The sequence below is a fragment of the Sideroxydans lithotrophicus ES-1 genome (genome assembly GCF_000025705.1).
Classification (GTDB): Bacteria; Pseudomonadota; Gammaproteobacteria; order Burkholderiales; family Gallionellaceae; genus Sideroxyarcus; species Sideroxyarcus lithotrophicus.
Map to the genome: position 1 here is coordinate 381,853 of NC_013959.1, position 17,014 is coordinate 398,866.

At 56.9% G+C, this 17,014-nt stretch carries 22 protein-coding genes; 19 read left to right on the forward strand and 3 right to left on the reverse strand.

Features of this window, described 5'->3' with window-relative positions; all coding sequences use genetic code 11:
* Positions 1-66: 66 nt before the first annotated feature.
* From SLIT_RS15015 to SLIT_RS01875, 7 genes are all read left to right on the forward strand, one after another.
* Positions 67-501, forward strand: a complete 435-nt coding sequence (locus tag SLIT_RS15015) for a hypothetical protein (RefSeq protein ID WP_013028510.1) — start codon at positions 67-69, stop codon at positions 499-501.
* 105 nt (positions 502-606) lie between these two features.
* Positions 607-1,167, forward strand: coding sequence for a methyltransferase family protein (locus tag SLIT_RS01850; RefSeq protein WP_013028511.1), 561 nt, complete (start codon positions 607-609; stop codon positions 1,165-1,167).
* Positions 1,168-1,302: 135 nt separating this feature from the next.
* Positions 1,303-2,301, forward strand: coding sequence for a chorismate transformation FkbO/Hyg5 family protein (locus tag SLIT_RS01855; RefSeq protein WP_013028513.1), 999 nt, complete (start codon positions 1,303-1,305; stop codon positions 2,299-2,301).
* 18 nt (positions 2,302-2,319) lie between these two features.
* The gene (locus tag SLIT_RS01860; protein ID WP_013028514.1) at positions 2,320-3,159 is read left to right on the forward strand and encodes a MipA/OmpV family protein; all 840 of its coding nucleotides are present in this window, start codon (positions 2,320-2,322) and stop codon (positions 3,157-3,159) included.
* Between the two features lie 82 nt (positions 3,160-3,241).
* A complete protein-coding gene (locus SLIT_RS01865; RefSeq protein ID WP_013028515.1) occupies positions 3,242-4,000 on the forward strand; it encodes a lysophospholipid acyltransferase family protein in 759 nt (252 codons plus the stop codon).
* On the forward strand, positions 3,997-4,752 hold the full coding sequence (locus SLIT_RS01870; protein WP_013028516.1) for a glycosyltransferase family 2 protein: 756 nt from the start codon (positions 3,997-3,999) through the stop codon (positions 4,750-4,752). The genes SLIT_RS01865 and SLIT_RS01870 overlap by 4 nt, the downstream gene beginning before the upstream one ends.
* A 32-nt stretch (positions 4,753-4,784) precedes the next feature.
* Positions 4,785-6,401, forward strand: a complete 1,617-nt coding sequence (locus SLIT_RS01875) for a B12-binding domain-containing radical SAM protein (protein WP_013028517.1) — start codon at positions 4,785-4,787, stop codon at positions 6,399-6,401.
* 18 nt (positions 6,402-6,419) lie between these two features.
* Here SLIT_RS01875 and SLIT_RS01880 read toward each other — a convergent pair whose 3' ends face one another.
* Positions 6,420-7,412 carry an integron integrase gene (locus tag SLIT_RS01880; protein WP_013028518.1) on the reverse strand — a complete coding sequence of 331 codons (993 nt, stop codon included), beginning with the start codon at positions 7,410-7,412 and terminating at the stop codon, positions 6,420-6,422.
* A gap of 129 nt (positions 7,413-7,541) precedes the next feature.
* Between SLIT_RS01880 and SLIT_RS01885 the strand changes: the two genes are divergently transcribed.
* The 7 genes from SLIT_RS01885 to SLIT_RS01915 all read left to right on the forward strand — a co-directional run bounded on the left by SLIT_RS01885 (position 7,542) and on the right by SLIT_RS01915 (position 11,382).
* Entirely contained in the window at positions 7,542-8,054 is a 513-nt protein-coding gene (locus tag SLIT_RS01885) for a hypothetical protein (protein WP_013028519.1), read from the forward strand.
* A gap of 1,109 nt (positions 8,055-9,163) precedes the next feature.
* Complete coding sequence (locus SLIT_RS01900) at positions 9,164-9,652, forward strand: hypothetical protein (RefSeq protein WP_013028522.1); 489 nt, start codon at positions 9,164-9,166, stop codon at positions 9,650-9,652.
* A gap of 109 nt (positions 9,653-9,761) precedes the next feature.
* A complete protein-coding gene (locus SLIT_RS16030) occupies positions 9,762-9,932 on the forward strand; it encodes a hypothetical protein (RefSeq protein ID WP_190272143.1) in 171 nt (56 codons plus the stop codon).
* A 156-nt stretch (positions 9,933-10,088) separates the two neighbouring features.
* Positions 10,089-10,358, forward strand: coding sequence for a BrnT family toxin (locus tag SLIT_RS01905; protein WP_013028523.1), 270 nt, complete (start codon positions 10,089-10,091; stop codon positions 10,356-10,358).
* Positions 10,342-10,641, forward strand: coding sequence for a BrnA antitoxin family protein (locus SLIT_RS15495; protein ID WP_013028524.1), 300 nt, complete (start codon positions 10,342-10,344; stop codon positions 10,639-10,641). Before SLIT_RS01905 ends, SLIT_RS15495 begins: the two co-directional genes overlap by 17 nt.
* A gap of 151 nt (positions 10,642-10,792) precedes the next feature.
* Positions 10,793-11,020, forward strand: a complete 228-nt coding sequence (locus SLIT_RS01910) for an addiction module protein (protein ID WP_041420965.1) — start codon at positions 10,793-10,795, stop codon at positions 11,018-11,020.
* Positions 11,017-11,382 carry a hypothetical protein gene (locus SLIT_RS01915; RefSeq protein WP_013028526.1) on the forward strand — a complete coding sequence of 122 codons (366 nt, stop codon included), beginning with the start codon at positions 11,017-11,019 and terminating at the stop codon, positions 11,380-11,382. Before SLIT_RS01910 ends, SLIT_RS01915 begins: the two co-directional genes overlap by 4 nt.
* An 85-nt stretch (positions 11,383-11,467) precedes the next feature.
* Here the strand turns inward: SLIT_RS01915 and SLIT_RS01920 are convergent, their stop codons facing one another.
* A complete protein-coding gene (locus SLIT_RS01920; protein WP_013028527.1) occupies positions 11,468-12,034 on the reverse strand; it encodes an Ntn hydrolase family protein in 567 nt (188 codons plus the stop codon).
* A 41-nt stretch (positions 12,035-12,075) separates the two neighbouring features.
* On the opposite strand from SLIT_RS01920, the gene pabB reads away from it, so the two are divergent.
* The 5 genes from pabB (at position 12,076) to SLIT_RS01950 (ending at position 16,232) form a co-directional block, all read left to right on the forward strand.
* On the forward strand, positions 12,076-13,443 hold the full coding sequence (gene pabB, locus SLIT_RS01925) for an aminodeoxychorismate synthase component I (protein WP_013028528.1): 1,368 nt from the start codon (positions 12,076-12,078) through the stop codon (positions 13,441-13,443).
* Positions 13,444-13,486: 43 nt separating this feature from the next.
* Positions 13,487-13,963, forward strand: a complete 477-nt coding sequence (locus SLIT_RS01930; protein WP_013028529.1) for a Mut7-C RNAse domain-containing protein — start codon at positions 13,487-13,489, stop codon at positions 13,961-13,963.
* 7 nt (positions 13,964-13,970) lie between these two features.
* Positions 13,971-14,237, forward strand: coding sequence for a DUF2905 domain-containing protein (locus tag SLIT_RS01935; protein ID WP_013028530.1), 267 nt, complete (start codon positions 13,971-13,973; stop codon positions 14,235-14,237).
* 38 nt (positions 14,238-14,275) lie between these two features.
* Positions 14,276-14,977, forward strand: a complete 702-nt coding sequence (locus tag SLIT_RS01940; RefSeq protein WP_013028531.1) for an SDR family oxidoreductase — start codon at positions 14,276-14,278, stop codon at positions 14,975-14,977.
* A gap of 463 nt (positions 14,978-15,440) precedes the next feature.
* The gene (locus tag SLIT_RS01950; RefSeq protein WP_013028532.1) at positions 15,441-16,232 is read left to right on the forward strand and encodes an ankyrin repeat domain-containing protein; all 792 of its coding nucleotides are present in this window, start codon (positions 15,441-15,443) and stop codon (positions 16,230-16,232) included.
* Positions 16,233-16,321: 89 nt separating this feature from the next.
* On the opposite strand, the gene pgl is transcribed toward SLIT_RS01950, so the two are convergent.
* Entirely contained in the window at positions 16,322-17,008 is a 687-nt protein-coding gene (pgl, locus tag SLIT_RS01955; protein ID WP_013028533.1) for a 6-phosphogluconolactonase, read from the reverse strand.
* Positions 17,009-17,014 lie beyond the last annotated feature (6 nt).

Below are 17,014 nucleotides of genomic sequence, written 5' to 3' on the forward strand. Positions count from 1 at the left end.
TAAGATGCTCGTCGAGCGTGAGGTCGGGGAAGGGCGCCATCCGGCGTGGTTGAGAAGGGGGCTGCAATGAAGCATGCACATCTGGTTGTCATCGTTTTGAGCGCCGCATTGGCGACAGCATGTGCTTCGCGGCCGGTGAAAACGGAGACGCCCGAAAATGCGCCCACCACCAGGACTGCGCCTGCCAGGGAAAGTCCAAAAAGGGAGGCGCCAAAAGAAGTGATCAAAGAGGCGCCAGTCGAGAGCGAGGTCGTCGGCAAACCGGCGCCGGGCAGCAAGTTCGCCAAGCTGAAAACCGGCATGTCCCTGAACCAGGTGGAGAAACTGATCGGGCCGCCGACCAAACGCTGGACTCACCCGACGGGCAAGGCATCCATCCCGTTCTATTTCGGGCCGGATCGCTGGGTCATCCAGTATGCATACAAGAGTGAGGGCGTGCTGACCTTCAATTCCGGCGGAGAACAATTGTTGACGCGCATCGAGGTCAACAAGGGCGAATAAGCCGTGCCGGGCGCCGTTGAAGTGGACACCTCACGGCATTGCTGGTTAAATGTCCGCCCGGAACGGCGGGTATCTCCGCCCATCTCATCAAGCAGGAGTGGGGCTGTGCGAGAAGTAACTGTATTTGTCGTCGTAACACTGGCACTGGCTTTGGTGTCGCGCAATTCACTGCTTAAACCCGGCGTACACGGGTTCGCTCACGGGTTCTATCGTTTCTTCGCCTGGGAATGCATGCTGGGTCTGTTCGTGCTGAACATGGACGTCTGGGATGACGAGCCCGACTCGCCGCGCCAGTTGATCGCCGGGACGCTGTTCTTCTGTTCGCTGCTGCTGGTCGTTTCGAGCGTGGCCTTGCTGCACTGGATGGGCAAGCGGGACGCCAAACGCGACGATGTGCCGATGCTGGCATTTGAAAAGACCACAGCCCTGGTGACCAACGGAATATACCGCTACATCAGGCATCCCATGTACGGCTCGCTGTTCCTGCTGTGCTGGGGCTTCTTCTGCAAGCAGCCTTCGCTGGCCGGGAGTGCGCTGGCGGTGATCGCGAGCGTCTTTCTGATGGCCACTTCGCGCGTGGAAGAGCAAGAAAATCTCAGCTATTTCGGCGAGGATTATCGGGAATACATGAAGCGCACCAAGATGTTCGTGCCGTTCATCCTGTAGGCACAGTCAAAGTGGCTGGTTCATGTTCAGGGCGATTTGAGATGCTGGGTTTCTTCAATCTGAAGTTCGGTTTTATGGCTTGGCGCAAACGCAAATGTGCGCCCCGCGCCATCGAGTTTGCGGTGGCAGGCTGATATGCAAAGCAACAAGCCATCCAGGCTGGCCTATCTCAACGCCGACGAAATTGGCGCATATCTCGAAAGGCACAATGGTCATGTGCTGGGTGTGATCGGTTTCGGTCGCACCATGCCATTGCCGGCAGCGGCATGCGCTCCCCTTTGGGTCGACATCCCCGTGCTGGGCGGGCAGGACAGCAGCTTTGAAGTATGGGCCAGCGAGGCCCCGGTCGTTAAATGCGAGCACCAGAACATGTGCGGTACCGGCGACGGCGAAGTGCTGTTCGGCAGCCTCACCCTCGAACAGCGCGCAGGCGACACCCTGGAGCAACTGGCAGCGCAAGCCTATATGCGCATCTTCGCCTTCATCGATCATTTCGGTTACCGCAATCTGTTGCGCGTCTGGCATTACTTCCCATATATCAACGACGACGAGAACGGCCTCGAGCGCTATCGCGGCTTCAACGTCGGACGGCATGCGTCCTTCGTTGCGAATGGCCGCAGCATCGGCGAGGAAAGCGTGCCTGCGGCGAGTGCGCTGGGCAGCAACAGCGGCTCGCTGGCGGTCTACTTCATGGCCGGCAAGCAGCCCGGCAAAGCGGTGGAGAACCCGCGCCAGGTCAGCGCTTACCACTATCCGGAACGATTCGGCCCGAGCAGCCCGATCTTCGTGCGCGCCATGTCGGCGACTCTGGGCGGCCAGTATTGTTTCTTCATCTCCGGTACTGCCAGCATCGTCGGCTATGAAACGATGCACCAGGGCGACGCCGAAAAGCAGACCGATGAAACGCTGCTCAACATCCGCACGCTGCTGCAGCAGATCCCGGACTATGACCCGGCCCAGGGGCGCATGCTGCTCAAGGTCTATGTGCGCCGGATCGAAGACTTGCCGATGGTGCAAACCAAAGTGCAGGCCGAGTTCGGCTCGGCATGCAAAGCCGTTTATCTTCATTCCAATATCTGCCGTTCCGATTTGCTGCTGGAGATCGAGGGTGCCTATTTCAACGATGCGAAGTAGCACGCCGGTCTCCGACACATGAAGATTCTCGTTCGATCAATTGCACTCCTGTCTTTGCTCTGCTGCCTTTCCGGCGCGTACGCGCAGACGGAACTCAAGCCCGAGTGGGAAGTCGGTGCGGGTTTCGCCGCCATCGATTTCCCGATGTACCGGGGTTCGAACGAGCGCCGCTCGTTCCTGTTGCCGATCCCGTATTTCGTCTATCGCGGCGAGAAACTCCAGGTCAACCGCGAACGGGTGCGCGGACTGATCTTCAAGCGCGACACGGCCGAGGTCGATGTCAGCCTGAACGGCTCGGTTCCCGCCAAGGGCTCGATCGCGCGGCAGGGCATGCCCGACCTGGATCCGACATTGGAGGTCGGCCCCTCGCTCAATATCCATCTGTTGTATTCCGGCGATAAAAAGAACACCCTCGATCTGCGTATGCCGCTGCGCGGCGTGATCGCGTCCGACTTCAAGCATGTGCAGGGCGTCGGCTGGCTGTTCCAGCCGCAACTGGATGTGGATTTTCGCGACATCGACCACAGCGGCTGGAACATCGGCCTGGTGGGCGGTCCGATCTTCTCGGACCGGCGCTACCACCAGTATTTCTACGACGTCGCTCCGCAGTATGCGACGTCGACGCGTCCCGCCTACACGGCGAGCGGCGGCTACTCCGGCATGCAGTACATATTCGCTTTCAACCGGCGCCAGCAGGACGGGCACTGGGTGGGCGGCTTCATGAAGTGGGACAACCTGAACGGCGCGGTCTTTGCCGACAGCCCGCTGGTCAAGAGCAAGAGCTACTTCACCATCGGCATCGCCGCCACCTGGACGTTCAACCGGTCGGACAAACTGGTCGAAGTGAACGACGATTGAGCGCACTGCAGTCATAAAAACGGCATGGCCGTATGCTACGCTTGGGCATGGACGAGAATGGAACCAGGGAAAAGACAATAAGATGCGGGTCTGGCGACAACTGAAATCCCTGTATGAATACATCGTGCTGTACGGCGGGTTGCTGTTCTTCGCGCTGATGTGCCTGGCGTGGAGCCTGCCGGCCAGCGTGCTGCGCCATCTGCTGCCGCGGCGTCTTGGCGAGCGGATCGGACAGTACGCCATCATGGTGGTGTTCCGCATCTACCTGTTCGTGGTGCGTGCCAGCGGCCTGGTGAAGTGCGACCTGCAGGCACTGGATGCCTTGCGCGGCGTGCCGCTCATCATCACCACCAATCATCCGTCACTGATCGACGTCGTGCTCATCGGCTCGCGCCTGCCGCGCATGGTGTGCGTGCTGAAGGCGAACCTGCTCGACAACCCGCTGCTCGGCGGCGGCGCCAGCATGGCGGGGTACATCCGCAACGACTCCACCGGCAACCTGATCCGCCGCGCCGCGATCGCAACGCGCGAGGGCAGCCAGCTGCTGATCTTCCCTGAAGGCACGCGCACCGTGAGCGACCCGGTCAATCCGTTCAAGGGCGGTTTCGGCCTGGTCGCGCAAAAATCGGGCGTGCCGATCCAGACCGCATTCATCGAAACAAACAGTCCTTTCCTGGGCAAGCACTGGCCGCTGCTGAAGAAACCGGAATTTCCGCTGGTGTATCGCGTGCGTCTCGGCGAACGCTTCGAGGCGACAGGCGAGGTGAAGGGATTCGTCACCGATCTGGAAGATTATTACCGCCACGAAATGCAGGCGCAGAAAGACAGGGAACACGCATGAGCACCGCTTCGACCACGCACCTCGTCCTGATCCCGAGTTACAACACCGGGCCTGCGCTGTATCCCACCGTGCGTTCCGCACGCGAGCAATGGACACCGGTATGGGTGGTGATCGACGGCAGCACCGACGGCAGCGAAGTGGAACTGCTGCGCATGGCTGCAAGTGATCCCGGCCTGCGCGTGCTGGTGACGAAAGAGAACCACGGCAAAGGTGCGGCGGTGCTGTATGGCGTGCGCGAGGCGACCAAATCGGGTTTCACGCATGTGCTGACCATGGATTCGGACGGGCAGCATCCGGCGGAGAAGATACCCGAGTTCATGGCGGCCTCCATGGCCGATACCAATGCGCTGGTGCTCGGCGTACCGGTGTTCGACGCGAGCGCGCCTGCACTGCGCGTGCGCGGGCGCAAGGTCTCCAACTGGTGGGCGAACCTGGAGACGCTGTGGCAGGGCATCGGCGATTCGCTGTACGGCTTCCGCGTCTATCCCGCGCACCTGCTGATGCGCGTCATGGAAAAGAGTTACTGGATGCGGCACTTCGATTTCGACCCCGAAGCGGCAGTGCGCCTGTGCTGGCACGGTGCGCGTCCGGTCAACATCCCGGCGCCGGTCAAATACCTGCGGCCGGAGGAAGGCGGCGTGTCGCACTTCAATTACCTGCGCGACAACCTGCTATTGACCGGAATGCATTTGCGGTTATTCGCCGGATTTATTATCCGCATACCCTTGTTGATCTGGCGCAAGTGGCTTTAAAGTAACGGCGTCAACCTCCACGCCGAATCCCCATGCGCATCACCTTTGTCCATCCGGCCGGTTTCAACTTCGTTCCCGGCCAGCCGGACTTTTCTGTATTGGCGAATCGCATGCCGCCGATCGGCATCCTCTCGCTGGCGGCATGGCTGGACCAGCACGGCCACGAGACTTTCGTGCATGACTGCCTGGGCCCTTTCGCGCCACCGGGTATCGAAGAGAACGCCGAGCTCATACTCGCGACGGACCCACAGATGGTCGGTTTCTCCGCCACCACTTCCGGCTTCATGGATGCGGTGGATATGGCGCGATACATCAGGCAGAAACGTCCCGGCATCAAGATCGCCTTCGGCAACGTGCATGTCTCGTCCATCGGCGCGCCGCTGCTTGAGCACTTCCCCGAGATCGATTACCTGTGCATAGGCGAAGGCGAAGGCGCGATGCTCGACCTTGCCGACGGCAAGCCGCCGCAGGACATCTACAACCTGGTCTACCGCGACGGCGAGCGCATCGTTTCCAATCCGCGCCGCCAGCGCATCCTGAACCTGGACGAACTGCCGTTCCCTGCCTACGAGAAGCTGCAGGGTTTTCCCGATGCCTATCACCTGCCGTTGTTCTCCTACGAGAAGAAACACGGCGCGACCATGATCACCTCGCGCGGCTGCCCCTACACCTGCTCGTTCTGCGACCGCACCGTGTTCGAGCGCCTGTACAAGGTCAACTCCGCGCAGTACATCTACGACCACATGAAGCATCTGCGCGACAGGTTCGGCGTGTACCACATCAACTTCTACGACGACCTGTTCACCGCGCAAAAGAAGCGCGTGTTCGACCTGTGCGACCTGCTCATTGCGAAGCCGCTGGGCATGCAGTTCAACTGCGCCATCCGCACCGGCCACACTTCGGACGAGATGCTGCAACGCCTGAAGCAGGCGGGTGCGCTGATGGTGTCGATGGGCATCGAGTCCGCCGACCCGGCCATGATGGAGCGGCACAAGGCGGGCGTGACGCTGGAAGCAGTGACGAAGACCGTGCAACAGATCCATGCCGCAGGCTTGCGCGCGAAAGGCCTGTTCATCTTCGGCATGCCGGGCGAGACGCCCGAAACGGTGAAGACCACCAGCGACTTCATCCTCTCGCTGGATCTCGACGAGATGAACATGACCAAGTTCAGCCCGCTGTATGGCGCGCCGATCTGGGACGAATGCGTGAGCGGCGAAGAGGGCGATTTCATCGAAGACTGGCGCCTGATGAATTGCCTCAACTTCGTGTTCCTGCCCAAAGGTTTTTCTTCGCGCGAAGAGATGGATGCGCTCTACAACTGGCACATCCAGCGCTTCTACAACAGCAAGAACTACCAGCGCACTTTCGCCAGACGTCTGTGGCAACATCGCTGGAGCCTGTGGCACCTGATCAAGCACCTGCCGCAGGTCATCCAGGCCAACCGCTACTTCAAGGCCAACCAGCAGCAACTGGAAGCGATCAAGCAGAACTTTCCCAAGCACTCGCGCCAGCCGACCAATCTCGTGCCGCTGCTCGGCGAAGAGCTCTATGCCGACAAGGTGTCGACGGTGAAGGTGAGCTTGCCGATCAGCGTGCTGAAGAAGGCGGCGGAAGTGCCGCTGCAGAGTGCGGAGATGGCGGAAGAGTAGCAGCGTGAAATCGCGGCTCTAGTGCATCTTGTCCAGCGGACTCGTTACACCGCGTCCGCCCTTGTTCAGCACATGCGTGTAGATCATCGTGGTCGAAACATCGGAATGGCCGAGCAGTTCTTGCACGGTGCGGATATCGTAGCCACCCTCCAGCAAATGCGTGGCGAAGGAATGGCGCAAGGTGTGCGGGGTAGCAAACTTGGTTATGCCGGAAGCCGTCACCGCTTTCTTCATCGCGCGTTGCAGCAGCTTCTCATCGATATGGTGGCGACGTTCGCGCCCGCTGCGCGGATCGACCGAATAGCTGCCGGAAGGAAAGACATATTGCCAAATCCACTCCTGGGCAGCGTTGGGATATTTGCGGGCCAGTGCGTCAGGCAGATACACCTCCGTCATCCCTTTGCTCAAATCATCCTCGAACAAGCGGCGGCGCTTGAGCAGATACTCCTGCAAAGGCTTGATAAGCGTTTCTGGCAACATCGTTACACGATCCTTCGCGCCCTTGCCATCGCGGATCAATATCTCGCGCTGCCGAAAATCAATATCCTTCACCCGCAATCGACAGCATTCCATCAGTCGCATGCCTGTTCCATAGAGCAACCGGGCCATCAAACCATACGTACCTTCCATGCGCTCCAGCACCAATGACACCTCTTCGCGATTCAACACCGACGGCAAGCGTTGCGGCTTCTTCGCCCGCACCACATCATCCAGCCAGGGCAACTCCATCCCGAGCACCTCGCGGTAAAGAAACAACAGCGCAGACAAAGCCTGATTTTGTGTAGAGGCCGAGACATTACCCTCGACCGCAAGATGCGTTAAAAAAGCCTCCACTTCAGCGGCGCCCATGTCTTTCGGATGACGCTTGCCGTGAAACAGAATGAAACGTTTGATCCACTGCACATATTGCGTTTCGGTGCGGATGCTGTAATGCTTCACCCTGATCTTGTCACGGACTTGATCGAGCAATTTTGGAGGAGTTGGTGCAGGCGGTGTAGTTTCGTTAACCATCTCATTGCCTCCGACTTGATAGACACAAGACAAACAAAGGGTTATTCACCAGAATGCGGCAAATTATACACCTCGATTTTCTAGGATATACACCGTTAGCGGTGTCTACTTTACGTTAGGACTTGAAATATGATTAAGATTCTTATCTCTCTTTTGATTTCAGTAATCTCGGCGTCTTCATTGGCCGAAACAGCCGAAATTCCAACTGAAAAAATTGTTGGTGCAATTACTCGATATGCAAATAAAGTTGGCTGCTTTATTTATATGGATGAGGAAAATATTGTCAGATACGAAATTCAAGGCTCACCCTATTTTATAGCTATGTATAGCATCGATACTGGATGCACTACAGGCAACAACATGCACAGGCCAGCTTTTGCCGCTTTATCAACAGACAAGCGCGGAAAGGTTTTTGTTGTAGAAAAATATTCAACCCCTAAACAAACGCCAGATAACTTTCCTCAGAACATTGTACGGATATATATCAAGGACAATAAACTTTGGTATACGGCAAAGGACTACAACTGGGGTGTTGAAAACGATCCGAAAAAAACTGACGGCATATGTTGCCCTTCCTTATCATTTGACGCTGAGTTTTATTTTGATAAGGGGGGCTGGGTTGACACAAGGAGTGAACCATAAGAGCCGTCCTAACCCTACGCTCAAGTTCGCTCCCTCCGGTCACTGGGACGCGCCTTCGGCGCGCCCCTTAGCTACACGTTAGGCCTATAAAGACGAGACCATGACAATCGAAAAAGATGATTGGCGATTGGAATTTGGCAAGGAACCGTCCTTCTACATCAAGTACAAATGGTCGTGGAAAAAATGGACGAGAACGCGCCCTCACTGGGATCATGATCATTGTGAGTTTTGTTCGCAGAAGATATCTGATCTAGATGCCGAGAACATACAGCACGAGGGGTGGACCGATGACGAGGAAACTTATTGGGTTTGCAAGTCTTGTTTTGAGGATTTCAAGGAGATGTACCAATGGAACTTGAAATGAGTAAGCCTAACCTTGCGTTCAAGTTCGCTCCCTATGGTCGCTGGGACGCGCCTTCGGCGCGCCCCTTAACTTTACGTTAGGCTCTACCGAATGGACAATTGGAAAGTAGTCGGTGTTGTAGTTGAGGGCGAACGCATCAATGTCGGCGGAGTTAATCCATGGAATCACGAATGGAAAGCGACGAAGCATGACCCTGTCCGACTTCCGCATCCGAGTTACTCGACACAAATGCATACTATGCACATTTATCAAATCGAAACTGCGGGCCGATTCATACTATTCGCAGCTGGTGAGTTATCGGCAAACGCATGGGGGTTTTATGTGCCAGCCTAACCCTACGCTCAAGTTCGCTCCCTCCGGTCGCTGGGACGCGCCTTCGGCGCGCCCCTTAGCTGCACGTTAGGCTCTACGGAATGGACAATTGGAAAGTAGTCGGTGTTGTAGTTGAGGGCGAACGCATCAATGTCGGCGGAGTTAATCCATGGAATCACGAATGGAAAGCGACGAAGCATGACCCTGTCCGACTTCCGCATCCGAGTTACTCCACACAAATGCATACTATGCACATTTATCAAATCGAAACTGCAGGCCGATACATACTATTTGCAGCAGGTGAGTTATCGGCAAACGCATGGGGGTTTTATGTGCCAGCCTAACCCTACGCTCAAGTTCGCTCCCTTCGGTCGCTGGGACGCGCCTTCGGCGCGCCCCTTAGCTATACGTTAGCCATTGGAGTAATACCGTTATGATTAATCGTTTTAGCCTCGTTGTATTTTGTATTTTCGTGCTACATGCCCAAGCATATGCGGATACCGTCTCACAAACCTTTTTCGCATCCTGTATGCCTACTTCAGGTCAATTCTCATTGCGATTCGATGATGTATGGAACCCGTCGAGTCTTGAGTCATCTGCTATAGAGCGCAGGAACGGCAAACCACTTGTCTGCGAAATTGAAGGGGTTCGATTAGTTGCAAAGTACAAAGGCTTCTCGTCTGTTGGTCGCGGGCAATGCGATGCGACTCCGGGCGGTCAGCTATCGCTGACCATGAATGGTGAAAACTTTCTAAAAGACGCTCTCGTGAATTTCTGCTTCGACTCAATAATGAGTGTAGATGTGTTCTTTCAAAGCGCTAAAGATGGTGAAGTAAAGGTGTGTTCGAGAAGTAAGGAAGGGGAGGCTTGGGAATGTACCTACAAGCCGTTCTCAATCCCATTGAGCCTGCCCATCAAGTGACCACTTCAAAAGCTATGGCTAACCCAACGCTCAAGTTCGCTCCCTTTGGTCGCTGGGACGCGCCTTCGGCGCGCCCCTTAGCTTTACGTTAGGCCGCTACGTGAATCCCATGCCACCACAACTTTTCTCTGAAGATCGCCTTGATGTCTGGTACGACGGCTCCGCGATCTGTCTTATTGCAGTAGGCTCGCACGGCGATCCACTTGACCTTGGTGAAGAGGAAGTCCATGCACTCATTAAGAAACTCCAGCAATGCCTAGTTGAGGCTGAGAATAAATGATTACTTTATTTTCGCAGCCTAACCCTGCGTTCAAGTTCGCTCCCTTTGGTCGCTGGGACGCGCCTTCGGCGCGCCCCTTAACTTTACGTTAGACCCCATCGAAAGTCAGCACGCGGCTCGTTTGACAATCTCATTTATTGTAGCTACAGTAAAGCAATGAGAATCGAGTTCGATCCCGCCAAGGACGCAGCAAACCATGCGAAGCACGGTGTATCTCTGTCTATGGCGGTCGACCTCGACTGGGAAGCCGCGCTGGTGTGGGTTGATGAACGGTTGGAGTATGGCGAGACGAGGATGATCGCACTCGCACCAAAAACTGAAACTCTTTACTGCGTGGTATTTGTAAACCGAGGCGAACTGCGAAGGGTTATCAGCCTGCGCCGCGCCAATCGTCGCGAGGTGAAATACTATGTCGAAAATCTCTAAGCGCCCAACTATCCGCATGCCCACTACGGAAGAGGATAAGGCCATTACTGCTGCAGCTAAAAGTGATCCTGACGCGCAACCACTCACGCCCAAGCAATTGAAAGCCATGGTGCCAATCCGGGCCCTGCGTGGGCGTCCGAAGTCTGAAAACAAGAAACTGCTTGTCTCGGTGCGTTATAGCCCAGAGGTCGTTGCCTACTTCAAGTCAACCGGTGAAGGTTGGCAATCACGAATGGATGGTGTGCTTCGCAAATACGTGACACGCCATTCACGTAGTGCGTGATATTCGGTCTAACCCTGCGCTCAAGTTCGCTCCCTTTGGCCGCTGGGACGCGCCTTCGGCGCGCCCCTTAGCTCCACGTTAGGCATACGTTCGACATAGGGTGTGAGGAGCGCTAGGATTGCCCCATTGGTTTTGAATGGAGTCACAGATCGTGAACACACAACTCTTGCAGCAAGCTCGCGTGCTCGACGTTGACGAACAGATCGAGTTGGTTGATGCCATCTGGGATGGCATTGTTAGTCGCGGTGCCACGCCTTCGTTGACTGAGGCACAAAAGACAGAACTTGATCACCGCCTCGCAGACCATCTTGCCAACCCCGATGATGTTGTTCCCTGGAGTGAAGTAAAGGCCGCGGCTCTTGCCAAAATCAGGCAATGAGTCTGCCGGTTAATTTTCATCGTGCCGCCAGTGCAGAGTTCATCGAAGCAAGTGCGTGGTGCGAAAGCAAGCGAATCGGCCTTGCTTTGGAATTCATGGACGAGATCGAACGTTGCCTGTCGCTGGCATCGAAACACCCTCTCCAGTTTGCCGTTGTTCGCGAGGACATTCGGCGTGTCGTTGCCAATCGCTTCCCGTACAGCGTGTATTTCGCGCTGAGCAACATCGCATTGTTGTCTTGGCGGTATTTCATGGCAGTAGAGACCCCGCTATTTGGCTGGCAAGAGCCTAACTCTGCGCTCAAGTTCGTCCTCTTTGGTTGCTGGGACGCGCCTTCGGCGCAACCCTTGGCTTTGCGTTAGGCATTGTTGTCCAAGCTGTAAATCGCCTTGGAGTTGTAAAGAGGGCAGCTTCACAATTCCTTATTTTTTCTGCAGTAAAGGACGCTCAGTCCAGCTTCACGCTGTATAAAGTGATCGGTGCGGCGCTGTTCTTGTCGAACGCGATCCCTGCTTCCACTCCCGCTCGTGCGATCTCGGTGGCATCGTCGCTGCGCGCATAGGCCTGATACATGGCGCCGAGCGAGAATTCGTGGCCCGAACCGATGGCCCAGTACTGCGTGTACTCGAACACCTCGCGCATGGAGTAGATAGCGAAGATGCCGTGCGAGTTGGCGATCAGTGCGGTGATCTGGCTCGATTCGTAAGGGTCTTCTTCGTCTTCCTTGGGGTTCAGGAAACATTCTTCCTTCAGGATGGGATGCAGTTTGCGGAACGTTTCAAAAATCGCCGCCTTGCTGTTAAGCTGCACGTCCGGCGTCTTGGCGAGCAGGCTGGACAGCACCAGGTGGTGTGCCGCGCTGCCGCATACGCCGACGTAGCTGTCGCCGATGCGCAGGATCTTGTCGTGCGAGGCATCCTGCGTGGCATGCAGGCGGGTATTGCCGAAGGTGGTCAGGGTGTCTGCTGCGATGGCGGCGATGCCGTTCTTTCTGACTGCGACGATGGTGGTCATGTGAAGTTTTCCTTATTGGTCCGGATGCGATTTTATCATTGATGCTGTACAGCTCTCCTCTCCCTTACTGCTCCGATGCCGGTGCCTACTTCGCGGCGATCCGCGATCTGCCTTGGGCGGCATGGCTGGATAGCGGCGGCAGCGGGCGTTTCGATATTCTCGTGGCGCAGCCTGTCGTTACCCTGGTCACGCAGGGCGAAAGCACTGAGATACGCGATTCTTCCGGCGTTCGTCATGCGGCGGCAGAGCCTTTCTCGCTGATACGGGAATCGCTGGGCGCATTCATAGAGCCCATGCCGGACATTCCTTTTTCCGGCGGGGCGCTGGGTTACTGGAGCTATGACCTGGCGCGCCGCTATCACCCTCTCCCGCATATCGCGCTGGACGCCGAGCATCTGCCGGAGATGGCCGTCGGCATCTACGATTGGGCGATCGTCCTGGATCATCAGGAGCTGAGCGCAAGGCTGGTGTCGCGCCAGCGCTACGCCGGGACCGCACAGGTGCTGCCGCAGATCCTGCGGCGGTTGGATGCGGCATCCGTCGGGGGCGGGGAAGTTTTTTGCGTGCAGGGCAAGATCGATTCCAACCTGACTCCCGCCGCTTATCGAACCGCCTTCGATGCGGTGCACAAATATCTGCACGCAGGCGACTGCTACCAGATCAACCTTGCGCAACGCTACGCAGCACAAGCCTCGGGAGATGCATACGCCGCCTATCTTGAGTTGCGGAAATTGAGTCCGGCACCTTATGCCGCTTTCCTCGACTGGCCGCAGGTACAGATCCTGTGCGCATCGCCGGAGCGTTTCCTGCAGGTGCGGCAGGGCAGGGTAGAGACCAGGCCGATCAAGGGTACGCGGCCGCGCAGCAGCGATGCGGTCGAGGATGCCAGGCTGGCGCAGGAGCTGCGCGTGCATCCGAAAGACCGCGCCGAGAACCTGATGATCGTGGACCTGTTGCGCAACGATCTCGGCAAGTGCTGCGAGCCGGGATCGGTACGCGCGCCCAAATTGTTCGAGGTGGAAAGTTTTGCCAACGTGCATCATCTGGTCAGCACGGTGGAGGGCAGGCTGCAGAACGGATGCGATGCACTGGACGCGATGCGCGAATGCTTCCCCGGTGGCTCCATCACCGGCGCGCCCAAGCAGCGGGCGATGGAGATCATCGAGCAGCTCGAACCGCACCGGCGCGGCGTGTATTGCGGGTGCATCGGCTATGTCGGGTTCGACGGCGACATGGATACCAACATCGCGATCCGCACGCTGGTCTATTCGAATCGGGAGATCCGCTGCTGGGCGGGCGGAGGCATCGTCGCCGATTCGCAGTGCGATGCGGAATATCAGGAGACGCTGGACAAGGCGGCGGCGATGCTGAAGCTGTTGCAACGGTTCGGCGGCAAGCCGGGACGCTGAATTCCGGATCGTACGCACGCACATTCTCGACAGGGGCGGGTCCATGAGAGCAATGCCGCGATTCTTGTGTGACGAGATGCTCGGGCAGCTATGCCGTTACCTACGCGCCGCAGGCTACGATGCGCTGCTTGCCCGCGACGGCGCAAGCGATGCGCAGTTGCTGCGGCAATGCCGCGAGGAAGGGCGGCATTTTTTGACGCAGGACACATTGATCCGCGAACACAAGGCTGCGCACGGAGTGGCGTTGGCCCTGCCGCATGCAGACCTGGATCGATTGATCGCACTGCTGGATGAGCATTACCCGCTGGATTGGCTAAGCCACGCTTTTACCCGTTGTCTGCTAGACAACACCATCCTGGTGGCCGCGGATGCGGCGGCATCGAGGCGCGTGCCGGCCGATGCGCTCAGGCCGGGTGAGCCGCTGTACCAGTGCCCGGCATGCGGACGGATATACTGGCGCGGTTCGCACTACAAACGCATGCGCGAGAAACTTGCAGCATGGCAAGCAGCCAGAGGGTGAAATAAATATGGCGAAGGGGCAAAATGCCGTTATCGGGGAATGCACGCTTGCCCTCAACCAGGAAGTGACGACTATGGCCAAGTGGCTCGTTATCATCGGCGCCGTTCTTATCCTGCTCGGGATAGCCTGGCCCTGGTTGTCGAAGCTGGGCATCGGTCACCTGCCCGGCGATATCCAGATCGAGCGCAAAGACTTCAGTTTCTATTTTCCGGTCACCAGCAGCATCGTGGTTTCGCTGGTGCTATCGTTGCTCTTCTGGATATTCAGGAAATGATCTGAGTTGTGTCAATTGATGGATGGAGGCAGGAAGCGATGACGAATACCATGTTGATTACCGGTGCGAACCGCGGCATCGGGCTGGAGTTTGTCCGCCAATATGCGGCGGATGGGTGGCGTGTGCTGGCATGTTGCCGTCATCCCGACAAATCGGTCGCGCTCACTGAACTGGCGAAGCAACATCCCGGGCAGGTCATGATCCATGCTCTCGATGTGGCCGACCACGCACAGATCGAACAGTTGGCGAAGGTGCTGTCCAACGAGGCTATCGACTTGCTCATGAACAATGCCGGGGTCTATCCGGCATCGGACAAGAACGGCTTCGGCCGCACCGACTATGCGGAATGGATGACCGCATTCAGTATCAATGCCATGGCTCCGCTCAAGATGGTCGAAGCGTTCGTCGACCAGATCGCGCGCAGCAGACGGAAGCTCATCGTGACCATCACCAGCCAGATGGGCAGTGTCGCGGACAACAGCAGCGGCGGCAGTTACCTGTATCGTTCCAGCAAGGCGGCGGCCAACATCGTCGTGAAAAGCCTGGCGATCGACCTGAAGGATAAAGGCATCACCGCGGTGGCTTTCAATCCGGGCTGGGTGAAGACCGACATGGGCGGGCCCAATGCGATGATCCCGGTGGAACAGAGTGTTGCGGACATGCGTCGGGTGATCAGCAGGCTCGGCCTGGCGGATTCGGGCAAATTCATCGGCAACGACGGGATCGAGATTCCCTGGTGATCCGATCATGGATGGCATGCGTCACAATTCTGCAACCCATGTCCGGTTAGAATTATTGAGGTTTCCATAATTGGAATTGGCGACAACACACGAAACCTTTTACCTCGTCATTCCGGCGAAGGCCGGAATCCAGCGAGTTAATTCAACATGCTTTTGCCCCGGTTGTGGGATATTGTTTTTTTTGACTGGATTCCGGCCTTCGCCGGAATGACGGTAGCTCGCAAATTTTGTGTAATGAATTGTGGAGCGATCAATAATTACCGTGGGCTGTCTTCGTGGCGGTGCGGTAAAGATTTGCTAGCCAGGCATTGACGATAGCCGGGGAAAAGATTGCGGAGGCCAAGATGCTCGAACCAGCCATGCCGAATGACGAGATCTTCCTGAAATGGAAACGGCCGCAAAGGCCGGCCGCTGCCAGCGCATGAAGCCCTGCCAACCCCCACTCCTTTAAAGACCTTGTCCTATGGACCCGGATCATTTCGCCATTGACCAGCCTTCCGGTAAAACTGCCAGCCGTTTGCTGTCTGCCATTCGGGCATTGTGCGTGGTTTTGCCGCTCTCGCTTTGCGGCTGTGCGAGCAATCAGCTGGCAGACTCTTATGCAAACAATGATCTTGTTGCGGCGGCAAAGTCAGGCGATGTGAATGAGGTGCGCAAACTGCTGGCCGCAGGTGCGGATGTGGACTCCCAGGACGCGGACGGCATCACTCCGCTGATTGCTGCGGCCTTTTATGGCAACAAGGCGGTGGCCGAATTGCTGCTGGATCATTCGGCTGACTTGAATACCTATGGATCAAGTGACTATACGCCGCTGGCTGCCGCGATCCTGCAGGATCAAAAGGAAATGGCCAGACTGCTGATCTCGGCCGGTGCCGATGTCGACAAGAAACTCAGGGACGGCAGTGCTCCGCTCCATCTCGCTGCTCTGCAGGGCAGCAAGGATATCGTCGAGCTATTGGTGGCAAATAGCGCACAGGTCAACATCAAGGACAAGGATGGCTTGACCCCATTGCACGATGCGATCACCAGCGGAAGCAAGAGCATTGTCGAATTTCTGGTTGCGAAAGGTGCGGACATCAGAGCCAGGGACAATGAGGGCATAGACCCATTGACGGAGGCGCGGAATACCGCCATGTACCCGATCCTGAAAGCGGTGCACGTCACCAAGACCAAGAAACGGCGGCCAGCGTTATTGAGAACCAAGGCAGGAAAAGCGGCCCGCAAGAACGCCGGGCAAGCCAAGACGGCGGGTTGACCGGGTAAAGACCGACATGGTTGAGCCCAATGCGCTGATCACGGTGTGCTCGCCATGAAACACAGGAGTCTGTCTCGATGGCATGGGTTTCAACAGATGCTTGAGAATATATCCACGCCACCGGCTGGAGTTATTCTGCTGGCAGGTATGTCGATGCCGGCGCGCCATTTGATGACAGCTTCTCGTTTATTCTCTCCGCTAACCAGGTACATGACGCACGTGGCATGACTTAAACGTGCAGGACTAAGAGAGACCCTTTGTAGTGGCGGTTTGGGCGAATCGTGTATCGGTATCACTGTCGGCAATGCAGTCCCTTTCTCCCATGCCGCTCCGGGGAACAGGCTGGCAGTGTGGCCGTCTTCGCCCAAACCAAGCAGCACCAGATCGAATTCGTCGATGTCGGCAATAAGTTGTGCATAGCTGGCTGCCGCTGTTTCCGGCCCAAGCTCGCCGGGGATCGGGTGTATCTGTTGTCGTGGAATGTTCACATAATCGAGCCACATGGTTTGCGCCATGCGGCTGTTGCGATCTGGTGATTTGGCGGGCAGGCATCTTTCATCTCCGAAATAAATATGCCAGGCAGACCAGTCGGTTTCTGCGGTGCGGAGTGACTGATATACATAACGAGGGGTATTGCCTCCGGCCAGTGCGATGCGAAACGCACCATGCGTGGCGATCGCCCGTTCCGCAATTTCCAGGATGAAGCGTCTGGCCGCCTGCTCGAGTTGGGTCCGGTTGGCAAACTCGTGCCAGCGGCATGTCTGCAACGCAGTCATATCAAG

Coding starts and splice junctions, on each gene's coding strand:
- SLIT_RS15015 (WP_013028510.1), top strand. CDS start 67: ATGAAGCATGCACATCTGGTTGTCATCGTTTTGAGCGCCGCATTGGCG.
- SLIT_RS01855 (WP_013028513.1), top strand. CDS start 1,303: ATGCAAAGCAACAAGCCATCCAGGCTGGCCTATCTCAACGCCGACGAA.
- SLIT_RS01860 (WP_013028514.1), top strand. CDS start 2,320: ATGAAGATTCTCGTTCGATCAATTGCACTCCTGTCTTTGCTCTGCTGC.
- SLIT_RS01865 (WP_013028515.1), top strand. CDS start 3,242: ATGCGGGTCTGGCGACAACTGAAATCCCTGTATGAATACATCGTGCTG.
- SLIT_RS01870 (WP_013028516.1), top strand. CDS start 3,997: ATGAGCACCGCTTCGACCACGCACCTCGTCCTGATCCCGAGTTACAAC.
- SLIT_RS01875 (WP_013028517.1), top strand. CDS start 4,785: ATGCGCATCACCTTTGTCCATCCGGCCGGTTTCAACTTCGTTCCCGGC.
- SLIT_RS01880 (WP_013028518.1), bottom strand. CDS start 7,412: ATGGTTAACGAAACTACACCGCCTGCACCAACTCCTCCAAAATTGCTC.
- SLIT_RS01885 (WP_013028519.1), top strand. CDS start 7,542: ATGATTAAGATTCTTATCTCTCTTTTGATTTCAGTAATCTCGGCGTCT.
- SLIT_RS01900 (WP_013028522.1), top strand. CDS start 9,164: ATGATTAATCGTTTTAGCCTCGTTGTATTTTGTATTTTCGTGCTACAT.
- SLIT_RS16030 (WP_190272143.1), top strand. CDS start 9,762: ATGCCACCACAACTTTTCTCTGAAGATCGCCTTGATGTCTGGTACGAC.
- SLIT_RS01905 (WP_013028523.1), top strand. CDS start 10,089: ATGAGAATCGAGTTCGATCCCGCCAAGGACGCAGCAAACCATGCGAAG.
- SLIT_RS15495 (WP_013028524.1), top strand. CDS start 10,342: ATGTCGAAAATCTCTAAGCGCCCAACTATCCGCATGCCCACTACGGAA.
- SLIT_RS01915 (WP_013028526.1), top strand. CDS start 11,017: ATGAGTCTGCCGGTTAATTTTCATCGTGCCGCCAGTGCAGAGTTCATC.
- SLIT_RS01920 (WP_013028527.1), bottom strand. CDS start 12,034: ATGACCACCATCGTCGCAGTCAGAAAGAACGGCATCGCCGCCATCGCA.
- pabB (WP_013028528.1), top strand. CDS start 12,076: ATGCTGTACAGCTCTCCTCTCCCTTACTGCTCCGATGCCGGTGCCTAC.
- SLIT_RS01930 (WP_013028529.1), top strand. CDS start 13,487: ATGAGAGCAATGCCGCGATTCTTGTGTGACGAGATGCTCGGGCAGCTA.
- SLIT_RS01935 (WP_013028530.1), top strand. CDS start 13,971: ATGGCGAAGGGGCAAAATGCCGTTATCGGGGAATGCACGCTTGCCCTC.
- SLIT_RS01940 (WP_013028531.1), top strand. CDS start 14,276: ATGACGAATACCATGTTGATTACCGGTGCGAACCGCGGCATCGGGCTG.
- SLIT_RS01950 (WP_013028532.1), top strand. CDS start 15,441: ATGGACCCGGATCATTTCGCCATTGACCAGCCTTCCGGTAAAACTGCC.
- pgl (WP_013028533.1), bottom strand. CDS start 17,008: ATGACTGCGTTGCAGACATGCCGCTGGCACGAGTTTGCCAACCGGACC.